This is a genomic window from Nostoc commune NIES-4072 (assembly GCF_003113895.1).
Lineage (GTDB): Bacteria > Cyanobacteriota > Cyanobacteriia > Cyanobacteriales > Nostocaceae > Nostoc > Nostoc commune.
This window is the reverse complement of sequence record NZ_BDUD01000001.1, coordinates 4004288-4020165: the sequence shown is the minus strand read 5'-3', so window position 1 is coordinate 4020165 and position 15878 is coordinate 4004288. Positions and strand designations below refer to the sequence as shown.

The following is a 15878-nucleotide window of genomic DNA, read 5'->3' as shown; positions in this document are numbered from 1 at the left end:
CTGTGAGTAAAGTTTGAGCAATTGTGTCGATACCTGAGAAGAAGTTTTGGGAATATATAATACAGTAGGTTTCACTTTATCAGAACTATTCTTGCTTTTGTTTCTGTGAGATTTTGCGTGAAACTGTAACTAAAGCTCCCAACATTAACAATCCCAACCCTGTAGAAGGTTCTGGTACACTTTTGACTGCCCTGATTTCTATGGGGAAAGATAAAAGAAAGCCTTGATATTTATCATTAGCGAAAGGGAGAATGTCAGAAGCTTCTGGTTGGTCTTCAGAAACTAACTGAATACTTCCACCAGCAGCAGCCACATCTTTTAGAAATGCATCAGCTAAACCTGATGAGAAAGGATCTAAGCCAGATAGTTTGCTCGGTGAAGTAGGGTGAGTTAAAAAGATGTTCCAATTTTCATTGGCGAAAACACCGCCAGCGTTATCTGAAATAAAGTAAAAGGGTGAATATCCCAAATCAATTATTTTTGTTGTTCCATAAGATAGAGATATCTCTACATCATCTGGATTGGCTCGATAAATGTCTTCCTCAATAGTTGAATCTGGACTAGAAAACCAATCTTGACCAAGTATATCTTCACCTAAGTTCCACGCTTTGGTTACGTCTCGACCACTTTTGGGAGAAATGCCGATACCAATACTGCTGGGCGAAATATTATTTCTGTTTAAGTAGTTGAAAAGATTAGAGAAACCTGTAATGTTCTGTACGCTTGCTGAACGAGTCGCACCGCTTGGATTAAGATTTGCTTCGCGACCTACTGCATAATAAGAGGTGTAAATCGGGTTAATGCGAATACCAAAATGACCTCCATCTGGGGCATTAGGATCTACATTAGAAAAAACATTATATCCCTCATTTTGATATAAATCTCCATAGAGGTTGAGTATATTGTTAGAGGCAATAGGCCTTACGGGAATATTTTTAGCTTTGCTATAGTCATAAGTCGCAGCTTCAACATTCATAGGTGTTGAGATTACGGCGGTAGCTGCAAATCCTATAAGTAGAGAAATGGTTGGATTAAGCATACGTTAAGCTAACTCCGATAAGTAGTACTAGAAAAAAGAGTAAATCAGCCTATTTCTTGGCAATTTTTTAGTTTTTGATTATGTATTCTTTGGTGCAAAAATATAACGTCACCAAAATAATTGTGATAATGTGCAAATTTGCAAAAGAAAGTTGTACGCTTCACTGATGTATATTACCATATTAATCTAACAAAACAAAACAAAATTAAATGGATTATATTTCGTATAATCTATAGTTTTTTTGAGTATACCGTACTCAATATAGAGACACTAATAAGTCTCTTTTATTCCTTTTTTCAGAGTAAAATATAAAATTTTTGTAGAGATATAAGTTTGCTTATTGACCTTTTTGTTTGAAGTTTTATTGAGTTGCGTAGAAGCACATCGGCTTGCCGCTAGACCTCGCTAATTATCTTACCAAATCTGACTTCATCTTTGAACCTTGATTATTCTCTTCCCAGAGTGATAAAAGATGGCGATAAAGGTGTCTATCTTGTAACAATGAAAGCGATGATTGATGATTTACAATGATTTGAGTCTGGAATAGATAACTTAATTAGACTTCATCTTTGGCTGTTCTTTAACTATTCGCGGTATAAATAATATAAGTAATAGTACTACTAAACTAAATATGTAACGATTATCAAAAATTTCCATAACTAGAGAGGAGAGTAGAGGCCCAGCAGTACATCCAAAGCTATATATGGCTGTGAACAAAGCACTTCCAGATGATAATTCATTGTGGGAAAGCTTATCTCCGATGAGTGCCAGTGCTAAAGGAAAAACTGGAGTCAGGCTAGCTCCAGTAGTAAAGGCAAATATTTGTATACTCATAGTATTTTCAGCGAAGGAAAGAGACAAAATAGAAAATATTAAAATACATACACTAATTAAAAGAATCTTTAATTTGCCAAATCGGTCTGCAAAATGTGTAACTGGAACGGTAGCCAAAAGACCTCCAACTACGAATAAAGAAAAGGTATAACCTATTTGCTCGACACTATATTTTTCTCGTAATAAATATACCGGATATAGAGAGACTATAGTAGATTCAGCAAAACCAAAGGCGAATGCACCATAGAGAGAAAGTGTTAGCTTTCTGAAAATCCCTTGACGCGACGATGGTTGAAAACTGACAGACTTATTAGGTAAGCCTATCCAGACTACAACTACACCGCTTAAAACTAAAATACTACCTAGAAAAAAAGTCAATTTGGGGGAAACGTTATAGAGTCCAGAACCGATGACTGGGCCAAGTCCAAATCCGACACTAAAAGATAGAGCATATATACCATTAACGATCGCTCGATTACCTTCGTGGCAAAAGTAGTTCAGTGCAGTTTGTCCACAGACGAAGTAAAAACAGCAAGCAATACCCATAACCGCGCGGATGACAAACCACAAAGATACTTGTGTAGTCATAGGAAATAGGGGCGCACTCAAAGCCATCAGTATTAAGCCCAACGTCATAGTTTGACGCAATCCTAATTGGCGCAATATCTTTGCTACCAAAGGTGTTCCCAAAGCTATAGCCAGAAAAAATACCGTAGAATTTGCCCCGATTAAAATATCATTAACTTGATATTGAGCCATGAGCGTTGAGATAAAGGGAGTAAACAGCCCCATAGAGATACCGGAAATAAAACCGATAATATATAAGGCTGGTAAACCTGTGGAAAAAGGAGAAGTTGATGCTTTTGAAGAAATTTCCTGCATTGTTTTATTAAATTTATATATTTGCAGTTAGAGTAATATGTTGGCGTTGCTGAATCCAGGAATGGAGGAATTATTTTGAGCATTCGAGTAAACAGCAACGACAACTTGCGTCACAACTATTCCCTAGAGTCATTTGCGATGCCGAACGCCTTCTTCTACTGGCGATATAACTGCGAGCATATTCTCTATCAAATCCAAGTATTGCTTGCCGAGTTGGTTGATTGTTGCAGGAAGATGAAAATTACGAGAGTATTCGATTTCTAAATGGAAAGTGCCATCGATAATAGAAAAGAAAAACTCTAACAAGGTTGTGCGTTTTTGTTCAGGAGGGGACAAACGCCGATCGCGATCTTCTTCGATAAACTCAAACAACTCAAACACAGGTTGGGTGCGATTCCCCAGGTAATTGGCTCTAATCGATGTCAGATTAGCATCAGGATAGATATAATTTGGCAAGCGATCGCATATCCAATCAAAGGTGACGCCGTTCATTGGCAGTGCATCAAAACCATCTTTGATATGCTTGATGGTTTTCTCCCACTTTTCCTCATAGTTTATCATCACTCCCACGGGAAAATTCACTGCAAAATTACCAAAGCTTTCCCAGAAAATGTGGTTATCGCCTAGATCCCTACCGTGGCTACGATGACTCAAAACTACCCAAGATGTACCACACCAAACAGCCGTCAGTTGGTACAAAGGAGCGAGTAAAAGTGTATACAAATTGCAACCATAGTGCTGTTTAGCTTTGCGTAACAATGTGTCACTGTTAGCTTTGGTGAGAGTGAATCGTTCAGTCGCAGCAGAAGCTTCGATATTAGTCCCCTTGATATGGTCAAAGGGAACATGAAACGCATATTGTCGAGAAGGAAATTGTGATTTCCAATAATCAACGTGGCTGGCCAAAGCTCCTTTTTTGTCTTCTTCCACAAGCAGACGGACAAAATCTGCGTAGGAAGGTGGCGAGGGGTTTTCAAAACTAGGCACACCACCCACCAAAATTCGGTCATAAGCGTACCAAAGTTCTTTAAATAACACAGTTGTACTCAGCATATCAGCAATGATATGGTGGGCAATCATGGTGATGTCGTAGATTGATTCATCAACTTTGACCACGATTGTTGCTAATAGCGGCCACTCTTCAAGACGCAATTTTTGACTGCTTTGCTCTATGCGAGAGCGGATTTCACGATCGCGTTCGGCTGCACTCAGGTGACTACCATCAAAGAAATCTACAGGAAATTGCTTTTCTGTACCCATGATTTGCTGCTGCCATTGTCCATCGCGTTGCACAAACAAAGTACGCAGAGCAGGATGCCGTGCCATCATCAAGTTGAAAGCTTTGTTGAAAACGTCCAGATTCAAAGCTTGGCGGTAGCGAAAACGTGTATACCCCGTCCACTGATAAGGAGGCTCGAAGTATGTCACCAGCCATTTCTGCGCCGGCCCCAGTGGTAAGTATTCTTGAGCAGTATCAATGGTTTCCTCCGGTTTTTGTTTCGGCTGACTCTTATTCAGCAGCGCTTGGAGAGCGTTACGATCCAGCTTGCCATTATGATTCTTAGGCAGACTGGGCAACCATTCCACACGTTGCGGAATCATATAATCAGGTAGTAGTCGGGAGAGATGTTCCTTGATTTGTCGATTATCCACTTTGTTTCCAGACAACCAAGCTATTAATCTTTTCTGCCCGGCTCCATAATCTACAGCTAAAACTGCTGCTTCGCGCACTGCTGGATGAGTATTAAGAACGCTCTCGATTTCTCCTAGTTCTACACGAAAACCCCGAATTTTTACCTGGTTATCAATCCGTCCGTGATATTCAAAACTACCATCTGGCAATTCTTTCGCCAAATCCCCAGTCCGATAGAGATATTGTCCGGGAATTTGCAGAAAGGGATTGAGGCGAAAAGCTTCTGATGTGCGTTGCAAATCATTTAAGTAACCTTTGGCAAGTTGTACACCTCCAATCCAAAGTTCTCCCAACTGCCCAGGTACGACTGGCTGCATTTGCTCATCTAAAATCTTGATGTAAACATTATCAATGGCTTTGCCGATGGGAATTTGATTAGTCACCTGTTCATTAGGACGTTGCTCAATGATATGAGCAGTCACGTCAATGGATGCCTCAGTTGGGCCATAGAGGTTTGCTAGTCCAGTACCCATTCCATACTTGTCAATCCAACGTTGGATAAAAGGTAAGGGCAAAGCTTCACCACTAAAAATTAACCAGCGCAAGCTAGGAAATTCCCAAGATTCATCTTCTAAAGCACTGATAAATTCACCAAACAATGAAGGCACGAAATGCATAACATTGATTTGGGTATCCTTGATCCATTGAGCGAATTTCCAAGGATTGATTACTGTTTCCCTTTCTACTGGGCAAATAGTAGCTCCCTCCATCAACGTCCAGAAGAGTTCCCAGACGGAGATATCGAAACAAAAAGAGGTTTTTTGAGCAACTCTATCTCCAGGTTTCAGCCTGAATGTATTTTGCATCCAGCGCAGGCGGTTCATATAACCCCGATGGTTGAGCATTACTCCTTTGGGGCGTCCGGTGGAGCCAGAAGTATATAGAACCGTCATTAAATCATCGGGATCATTAGTATAGGGCGGATCTTGATCTGAGAAAGTAGACCAAGTATCTTTACTAAGTAAGTTTAGTTCTTTGCTGGGAATAAACCCGTCGCCATCGTCCAAGAATAGCAAAGTATACAATGGTAACTCTGCATCCAAACACTCTTCAAGTTTATTAGTTAGTTGATATTCAGTTAGCAAAGTGCCAATTTTAGCATGTTCGAGAATGTAACGGATGCGATCGCCTGGGTAGGAAGGATCAAGAGGAACATAAGCCCCACCAGCTTTGAGGATGCCCAAAATTCCGACTAGCATTAAAGGGTTGCGCTGTGTCATGATGCCGACAAGCGTGTTTGGCCCTACACCCTGAGTCCGTAAATAATTGGCCAGCTGATTAGAAAGGCGATGTAACTGGGCGTAAGTCAGTTTAGTTTCTTGATGTAGAACTGCGATCGCTTCGGGTGTTTGCTGAACTTGTTCTACAATTTTCAGGTAAGGAATTTCTGTAATATTGCTCATCTCAATGATTTTCCTCTGAAGTTTTAAATGATTACTTTGAATCTTCAATTCCATTATTTAAAATCTAAAATTTGGTGAGTGTGTTTGCCATTTCTTGCAAACTCCTGCAACTTAATAAGGCTTGGCGATCGACTTTCCCAATTAGCTTTTCCAAGCGGGTAATAATCCGGATACGTTCTAGGGAATCTACGCCCAAATCCGCCTCCATATCTTTGTCCATTTCGTCGGGACTAATTTGGTAGTGACAAATTTCTTCCGCTACCTGTCGAATTGTGGACTCAATTTTCGCATCTGCTTGTGATACTGACACCAGTTCTGTTGGCTGTTGGGATTGAATTGTCAGTGAGCATAATTCCTCTATCTGAGCAATGTATTCCTGCATTAACTGATCAATAACGGACAAGTCAAAGAATTTGTGGTCATAACTAGCAAACAGATGCAAACTACCGTCGAATATCTCTTGTAATATATCAATGGTTCCAACAGCATTTATGCCACCTGCTTGATAATCAATTACTTCTACAGGGCCGTATTGAGTTTTGATTTGAGTATGACCTGTGTAGGGAAAGTATAAATTTGATTTCAAGACGCTTTTAAACATAGATAAACTATGCTCAGGTATTTTGCCGTCTTCTAAGGCTATATTGTCCCGGAACATCAGCCCCATCTGGCGAGTCTGCGCTCTGTCTAGACCGCTAGCGATGCCATTTTGAACTTCTTGATGTACACGGTTTAACAGAGTTTGCCAATCTTCATCAGGTTGTGGTGGCGTAAAACTCAGGGCTAAATTCTGCGCGAAACTACTGACGACATTAGAAGCATCAGCACCAGGATAAACTCTACCGCCGGTGGGGACTTGAACGATTACAGATTGTGAAGACTGCTGCAACTTGACAACGGCTCGCAGAAAAGCTCCCAGCAGCAAAGAATTTACAGGTAATCGCCAGTCACGGGTCCGTTCAATCAGTTTAGCAGTGCGATCGCCTCCCAGAATGTACCGTTGAGTGTGAAATTGGGGGCGTGGGTGGTCAACAATATCGCCTTTGGGGTTCCAGAAGTAAGAATCTTTGCCTTGGCTACTAGTGTAGGCTGCCAGCGCTCGGTCTTCTTCGGGATCGTGCCAAGCGTTCATGGCTTGCACTAATTGGCGGTAATCTTCTAAGGTCGTAGCTGGAGGCAGATCAGGCTGATCGTTGCAGATATTTGCACGATAAATTTCGAGAAATTCACGCAATATAAGATGATTTCCCAGAGCATCAGAAATTAGGTGTTCGTTGCCTAAAAATAGCTGATATACCGAATCTTCTAAGCGCAATACAGAAAATTGATGCAATGGCCATGCAGTCAGGGGCCATTCATAATTTAACCAGCGATGAACTTCTGCCTGTACAGCCTGCTCTTTAGCATCACTGTCAAGATGTATAATATCTGTAACTGGAATTTCTGGAGGAGTTGGATCTTCCATAACTTCCATTAAGTATTCATTAAAACGAGTCGCACCCTCTGGGACATGAAAGCGCGATCGCAACATAGGATGCCGAGACAGCAAGTCTTTCCAACTCTGCCAAGCAATATCTAAGTCGAAAGACCCTTGTAAACGCAGACTAGAAAACAGGCTGTTGGAATTTACCACCCAGTGACCTAATAAGTGAAAATACTGTCCATGAAGCATTTCCACATTATTTATTTCACCCTGTCTACTAAGTTTTTCTGCGTTAGTAACTACAGCCTCTCCAGCACTGACGATATTTTGCTCATCCGAGCTTTGCCACTCATCAAATATCTGAATTACTTGCCTTAATGTTTGCAACTGCATCAAGTCTCGCAAAGAGAACTTGCTACTAAATGCTGTCTGTTGGTCTACTGGAACCAATTTTATCAGACCGCTCATTAGTTGCATCATCATGATTGAATCTAATCCCAGGTCTGCCTCTAGGGAAATATCCAAATTTAATTGCTCTAACTTGAGTCCAGTTGTCTTAGCAGCTAGAGCTAGAATACGCTCTTCTAGGGTTGTATCAGAGATGCTGATGGCAGGAATTTCTGGCTTCTGAACTGGAACTGACTCTTGCTTAGTGACTGGTGTATCAATCCAGAAACGTTGGCGCTGGAAGGGATAAGTAGGCAGAGGTACGCGCCTGGGCTGATAATCGTGGTCAAAGCCAGACCAATCCACTTTCACTCCTTGAACATACAGCGACGCCAAACTCTGGAGCAACTGCTGCCAATCGTTTTGTCCACGACGTAAAGAAGGCAACCAAACTCCCACGCCATTAGATAAAGACTGTTGCCCCATTCCTATAAGTACTGAATGTGGGCCAATTTCCACAAATAAGTCATACCCAAGGGCTTGGAGAGTCTGCATCCCTGCGGCAAATCGTACTGGCTGCCGCAGATGACGACGCCAATAACTGGCTTGACCAATTTCTGCTCCTTGCACTAGTTGTCCAGTCACATTGGAAATTAAGTCTATTTGGGGTTCATGATAGACCAACTCGCTAGCGCGTTGCTCAAACTCTGCCAGAATTGGTTCCATCAGAGGAGAATGAAAGGCATGAGAAACTCGTAAGCTTCGGTACTCAATTCCTTGTGCTTCTAGTTTTTGCAAGACTGTCTGTACTGCTGGCGACGCCCCTGAAATAACCACATTTTGCGGGCCATTAACCGCCGCGATTGCTACTTGCTGAGTATAGGGAGTAATTGCAGCGATTACCTGTTCTGCTGAGGCAAACACCGCCGCCATCTCACCCCCTGGTGGTAATGCTTGCATCAAACCAGAGCGAAGGGCAATCAACTTCAACCCATCTTCTAAGCTGAACACCCCAGCTACGCAAGCTGCTACATATTCGCCGACACTGTGACCCATCACTGCATTCGGCTCAATCCCCCAAGAACGCCATAACTCACACAGGGCATATTCCAAGGCAAATAAAGCTGGTTGGGTGTAAAGTGTTTGGTCAAGGGGGGAATTCTCACCTGCTGCGGGATAAATTACAGACAATAGGGGTTTTGGCAGATAAGGGCGCAATATCGCATCGCAGCGTTCTAGAGCTTGGCGGAAAGTCGGCTGGGTATCATAGAGTTGGCGTCCCATATTTACATATTGGGAACCTTGCCCGGTGAACAAAAAGGCCACCTTGGGTTGACGGGATTTATCAACTTGCCCTTTGAGGAAATCACCAGTATTTTGCCCAAGGTTGAAGGCTGCTAGCTGTTCACACACCTGATTTGAGTTTTCAGCCACCACTGCCAAGCGATGGGCAAATACAGAGCGGCCTGTATTGGCAGTAAAACAGACATCGGCTAGGTTTATGTCAAGATTAGCTCTGAAGATTGTGTAAAAGTTACCAACTAACTCCTGTAATGCACTTTCAGTTTTCGCTGAGAGAGTGAGCAGATGTAAGGGGCGTTCTACTTCATTGGGGTGCTGCTGGCCGCTAGGGGCTTCTTCGATGACCAGGTGAGCATTGGTACCAGTTACACCAAACCCACTCAACCCAGCAATCCGGGGTTTATCTCCAGAAGTCCAAGGCGTTCCTTGCGTTGGCACTAGCACTGGCAGCTTTGCCCACGGGATGAATGGATTGGGATTTTTTAGGTGCAGATGAGGTGGTATCTCTTGATGTTGCAGTGCTAGCACCACCTTGATCAGTCCCGCTACCCCAGATGCCGATTCCAAGTGACCAATGTTGGTTTTTGCCGAGCCAATGATTAAAGGCTCCTGGGGCGATCGCTCTTGGCATAATACTGCCCCTAAAGACTCAACTTCGATCGGATCTCCTAAAGATGTTCCTGTACCGTGGGCTTCTACATAGCTGATTTGTCCAGGCTCTACCCCAGCGTTAGCCAAGGCTTTACGGATTAGTGCTTGCTGGGCTACCCCATTAGGAACTGTCAAACCACTACTGGGACCATCTTGGTTAACCGCCGATCCCCGAATCAAAGCTAAGATATTGTCACCGTCAGCGATCGCATCACTAAGGCGCTTGAGAACAACAACCCCACACCCTTCTCCTCTGGCAAAGCCGTCAGCAGCAGCATCAAAAGTCTTGCAACGACCATCGGGGGCTAACATCCTGGCTCGACAAGTAGCAATGGTAGCAATTGGTGAGAGGATGAGATTCACCCCACCAGCTAAGGCTAGATCGGACTCTTGGCTACGCAGACTTTGGCAAGCTAAATGGATGGCTACCAGTGAAGATGAGCAAGCCGTATCCACCACCATACTTGGCCCCTGTAGACCTAAAGTATATGATAAGCGGCCAGCTACAGCGTTAAGACAATTGCCTGTGGCACTGTAGGCATCGATTTTGGTGCGATCGCTAGACCCAATCTGGAGTTGCAAATAATCATTGGTGGTAATGCCGACAAATACCCCAGTTTGACTATTTCTTAAGCGATCGGGTGCAATGCCAGCCTGCTCAACCGCCTCCCAGCTGACCTCCAACAACAGCCGTTGCTGCGGGTCCATGTTCTCAACTTCCCGTGGGGTAATGCCAAAGAATTGGGCGTCGAACTGGTCTACTTGGTCTAGAAAACCAGCATTTCTAACATACATCTTTCCTGGTGCATCAGGGTCTGGATCGTAGAATTCATCAATATTCCATCGATCTTCAGGAACTTCAGTGATGGCATCCACTCCGTTATGGAGCAGAGACCAGAAAGTTTGCAGATTGTTAGCACCCGGAAGTCGGCAACCCATACCAATAATTGCAATTGGCTCTGTCTTGGCACGCTCCATTGCATCAAGCTTAGAGCGCATTTCTCTAACTGCCAGGAGTGCATTTTTTAAGCGATCGCGATGGTCAATAGTTTCGGCAATATTACTCATTTTAATAATTTCTGAGGGTGTTTAAAGAGTTATCAAAAAATCGAGGATCTTTGATGCAGTAGACTGAAAATCTATTGAAAAAGGGGTGTAGGGTTAAGAAAAAATCAGAATTGATCAAAGAGTCAACTCGCGTTATGGGAACCTCCACCCCCCTAGACTTTTAATTAACCAAGGCGGCTAATTCTGCGTCTAGTAATGAAGCCAATTCGTCTTCAGAAAATTGTTCTAGCTCTACTGAAGCTTGAGACAATTCTTTGGGATCTTTTTGTAACTCCTGTTGTGTCGATGGCTCTAGGGAAAGAATGTAGGTAGCCAAGTGATTAGCTAAAACCTGAATATTTGGATAGTTAAAAACTAGTGTTGAACTTAAGGATTGTCCCAAACTGAATTCAAGGCGATTCTTCAAGTCCACAGCCATCAAGGAATCCATGCCTAGTTCGAGAAAGCCCTGTTGTACGTCTACTAGATGCGATGGTTCTAGTCCTAAAACCTCAGCAACTTGGCTTTGCAGATGAGCAATTAAGAAACTTTGACGTTTGTTGGCTGGTAGAGCGTTTAATTGCTCTAAAAACTGTGGGCGCAATGCTGGCTGCACTTCACCTTGTTCTTGTAGCTGTGTGCCAATTTGTTTGAGTAGCGATCGCTGTCCCTTGATTTCATAAACTGGTTTGAAGATATTCCAGTCAACCTTAGCTGCTGCTGTTTGGATAATGTTTGTACCCAAAAGCTGCGCTAAGATTGCAATCCCTTCTTCTGGTTGCCAAGGTTCTAACCCCATCCGCTTCAATAAGATTTGGGTTTCTTCCAAAGCCATCCCACCGCCTGCCCAAGGGCCCCAATTTATACTTAAAGCTGGTACTCCCAAAGCTTGGCGATAATGGGCAAGGGCATCAAGAAAGTTATTGCCAGCAGCGTAATGTGCTTGTCCTTTAGAACCCCACACTGAAGCAATTGAGGAGAAACAGACGAAGAAATCTAAATTCATCCCCAAACTAAGTTGATGTAAAATCCACCCACCCGCTACCTTCGGCCGCAGAGTGGATTCAAGAATCTTTAGAGCAATGTCTTGTAATAGTTGATACTCAGCTATCCCAGCAGCATGAACAATTCCTTTTAAAGGAATTTGAGTATTGTGTAACTGTTCAAAGACCGCAGACATTTGAGCTTGGTTGCTGACATCAGCCTGAGCGACGACGACATTAGCACCCATCTTTTCTAAGGCTTGAATCGCCTGCACCTGTTCCCCGATTTCGGTATCCTTTGGTAAAGTTGCCCATGTAGCGCGATCGCAAAGACCGCGACGCCCTATTAGCAACAAGTTTCGCGCCCCTTGTTCTACCAGCCACTGGGCAACTTTCAGCCCTAAACTGCCTAAGCCGCCAGTAATTAAGTAAGTACCATCAGCTTGCAATTGTACAGGTTTAGATGGCAGTTTATTGCTACGCACCAAACGAGCAACATAGCGTTTTTCCCCGCGTAAGGTGAGTTGATCCTCGCCATCAGGCTGCCAAATTTCTGTGAATAGAGAAACAGCTTGCTGATCGCCAGAGATATTAGGATCTAAATCTATTAACCCTCCCCAAACTTCAGAATGCTCCAGCGCAATCGCCCGCCCCAGTCCCCACAAAGGTGCTTGAGCTACTGCTACAGAAGCAGGTTTTGTTTCTACGGCTTGAGTTCCACAAGTTACTAACCACAACCGGGGTAATACTGAGCTATCCTGTTTTACCAGTTCCTGAACAAGATGCAGCACACTGCCACAGCCCAGTAGTTGCGCCTTCTCTAAAGAAGATGGTGTAATTTGGTCCGACATTGCTGCATCTAAACTCCACAGATGCAGTATTCCACGACATGATAGACCATTATTTCCGAGAGTTTCCTGCAATAGTCGTTGACAGTGTTGAGGATTTGCTGGGTTGATTTTCCGATGTCCAGCTTCTAAAATTTCATAGGCTTTGCCAGGATAAATCATCACATATTTTTCACCGCGCGATCGCAGCAGTTCTGCTAGCGCTTGTCCCACGCCACCTCGATCTGCGAATATCAACCATTTGCCCGTCTGGTTAACGGAAATAGGCGGTATCAAACGCTCTTGGGGTTGCCACTGTACCTCGTATAATGAATCACTCAGATAATCCAGAATCAAGTGCTGCTGTTGTAAGAGCAACTGTTTAAGTAGCTCATATCTGTCTGGAGAAAGCTCGACAATACGTTGAGAAAGTTTTGCAAGCTGCATACTCTCCAAGATGGATTGCACTTGCGCTGCTGGCAGTTGTTCAACTATTTCTAATTTCCGAGCTAGTTGTTGGTTATCTCCAGATTGTAAAAGATTGTGAATCGGGTCTTCAACATTTTTGTTTGATAGAATTTGTACTTCTGGCTGCTTAGGTACTTGGCTCTCAACCCAATAACGCTTTCTTTGGAAGGGATAGGTAGGCAGAGGGACGCGCCTGGGCTGATAATTGTGGTCAAAGCTAGACCAGTCCACCTTCACGCCTTGGACATAGAGCGAGGCTAAACTCTGGAGCAACTGCTGCCAATCGTCTTGTCCACGGCGCAAGCTTGATAACCAAACCCCAGTTCCTTCTGGGAAACATTGCCGCCCCATCCCGATGAGTATAGGACTTGGGCCGATTTCCACAAACAGTTCATACCCAAGGGCTTGGAGTGTTTGCATCCCTGCGGCAAATCGCACCGTCTGCCGCAGATGACGACGCCAATAACTGGCTTGACCTATTTCTGCTGGCTGCACCAGTTGTCCAGTCACATTAGAAATTAAGTCTATCCGGGGAGCGGCATAGATTACTGCTGCTGCTTTCTGCTCAAACTCCGCTAGCATCGGCTCCATCAGAGGAGAATGAAAGGCATGGGACACTGTTAAGGGACGAGTCACTATTCCTTCGGCTTCTAATTCCTTTAACACCGCCTGTAAAGCCACCCCTTCACCGGAAATGACTATATTTTGTGGGGCATTAACCGCCGCGATGCCTACGGCGGGCTTTGCCAACGCTACTTGCTGAGTATAGGGAGTAATCGCAGCGATTACCTGTTCTTCTGAGGCAAACACCGCCACCATCTCACCCCCTGGTGGTAATGCTTGCATCAAACCAGAGCGAAGGGCAATCAACTTCAACCCATCTTCCAAGCTAAACACCCCAGCTACACAAGCTGCTACATATTCGCCGACACTGTGGCCCATCACAGCATTCGGTTCAATCCCCCAAGAACGCCATAACTCATACAGAGCATATTCCAAAGCAAATAAAGCTGGTTGGGTGTAAAGTGTTTGGTCAAGGGGGGAATTCTCACCTGCTGCGGGATAAATTACAGATAATAGGGGTTTTGGCAGATAAGGGCGCAATATAGCATCGCAGCGTTCTAGGGCTTGGCGGAAAGTCGGCTGGGTATCATAGAGTTGGCGTCCCATATTTACATATTGGGAACCTTGTCCGGTGAACAAAAAAGCAATCTTCGGCCGACGAGTGTCTTGAGGTTGCCCACTCAATACTCCCGATGGATGATTACCACTGCTGAAGGCTGCTAGCTGTTCGCATATCTGATCTGAATTTTCAGCTATTACTGCTAGGCGATTAGGAAACAGGGAGCGACCTGTATTGGCACTAAAGCAGACATCAGCTAAGTTGAGATCGGGATCGGCTTTGAGTGCGGTGTAAAATTTACTGGCTAACTCCTGTAATCCGCCTTCAGTTTTTGCCGAGAGAGTTAGCAGATGGAGGGGGCGTTCTACTTCCTTTGGCTTTTGCTGACGGGTTGGCGCTTCTTCAACCACCAAATGAGCATTAGTGCCACTAAAACCGAAGGAACTTAGACCCGCGATGCGCGATCCGTTGGGCGAAGACCAGGGAGTGAGTTCTGTGGAAATTTTGATTGGCAGTTCTGCCCAAGGTATATAAGGATTAGGGTTATGTAAGTGTAGATGAGGTGGTATTTCTTGATGTTGTAGAGCTAGCACTAACTTAATTAAACCCGCCACTCCAGCTGCTGCTTCCAAGTGTCCTATATTGGTTTTAGCTGAACCAACTATCAAAGGATGGTCTGGAGAGCGTCCTTGAGCTAGTACTGCTCCTAAGGCCCGCAATTCAATGGGGTCTCCTAAAGATGTGCCTGTGCCGTGGGCTTCAACGTAACTCACCTGATTGGGCGCTACCCCAGCGTTAGCTAAAGCTGTGCGAATAACTGCTTGCTGAGATGGGCCATTGGGAACCGTCAAACCGCCGCTACGACCATCTTGGTTGACCGCCGACCCCCGAATTAGGGCTAAAATATTATCACCATCAGCGATCGCATCACTTAGGCGTTTGAGAATCACGACCCCGCAGCCCTCTCCGCGCCCAAAGCCATCGGCACTAGCATCAAATGTCTTGCAACGACCATCGGGAGCTAGCATTTTTGCCCGGCATTCATTAATAGCCACCGTTGGCGTTAAGATCAAATTTACCCCAGCTACGAGAGCTAAATTACACTCTCTAGTCCGTAAGCTTTGGCAAGCCAGATGTACCGCCACTAATGAGGATGAGCAAGCTGTATCTATTGCCATGCTTGGCCCCTGTAGACCAAGGGTATAAGATAATCGGCCAGAAGTAACACTAAAGGCATTACCTGTGGCAGTATGGGCATTAATCAAATCTGGACTAGTAACCATCTGAAAATAATCCAGATTCATCACTCCAACAAACACGCCAGTTTGACTACCAATTAACTTGTCTGGCACAATGCCTGCATACTCAAGAGCTTCCCAGCTAACCTCTAAGAGTAACCTCTGTTGGGGGTCCATATTTACTGCTTCCCGAGGAGAAATCCCAAAGAACTGCGGGTCAAACTGGTCTACCTGCTCTAAAATTCCAGCTTTCCTGATATACATTTTTCCTAAGGCATCAGGATTTGGGTCATAGTAAGCATCAATATCCCATCGATCCGATGGGATCTCTGTAATCCCGTCTACTCCATTACGCAACATCTGCCAATATGCTTCTGGATTATTGCCGCCGCCCGGAAATCGGCAGCCTATGCCAATAATGGCAATCGGCTCTGACTGGGCACGCTCGTTTGCTTCTAGCTTGGCTTGCATTTCTTTCAAGGCCAAGAGCGCACGTTTTGTTGGAGATAGAGATTGGGGGTTTTCTAAATTATTATTCATATCAAATTCCTTTATTAGTAAGGCCCATAAGCAATCCA

General features: G+C 44.3%; 5 protein-coding genes. All 5 read right to left on the bottom strand.

Annotated features, from left to right (window positions below):
- Positions 1–85: 85 nt before the first annotated feature.
- The gene (locus CDC33_RS17730; protein ID WP_109009598.1) at positions 86–1039 is read right to left on the bottom strand and encodes a PEP-CTERM sorting domain-containing protein; all 954 of its coding nucleotides are present in this window, start codon (positions 1037–1039) and stop codon (positions 86–88) included.
- Positions 1040–1591: 552 nt separating this feature from the next.
- Positions 1592–2755, bottom strand: coding sequence for an MFS transporter (locus CDC33_RS17725; RefSeq protein ID WP_181374054.1), 1164 nt, complete (start codon positions 2753–2755; stop codon positions 1592–1594).
- A 129-nt stretch (positions 2756–2884) separates the two neighbouring features.
- Positions 2885–5851, bottom strand: coding sequence for an amino acid adenylation domain-containing protein (locus CDC33_RS17720; protein WP_109012611.1), 2967 nt, complete (start codon positions 5849–5851; stop codon positions 2885–2887).
- Positions 5852–5915: 64 nt separating this feature from the next.
- Positions 5916–10682 (bottom strand): type I polyketide synthase, encoded by a 4767-nt coding sequence (locus CDC33_RS17715; RefSeq protein WP_109009597.1) that lies wholly within the window; start codon positions 10680–10682, stop codon positions 5916–5918.
- 160 nt (positions 10683–10842) lie between these two features.
- Entirely contained in the window at positions 10843–15840 is a 4998-nt protein-coding gene (locus CDC33_RS17710) for a type I polyketide synthase (RefSeq protein ID WP_109012610.1), read from the bottom strand.
- Positions 15841–15878: the final 38 nt, after the last annotated feature.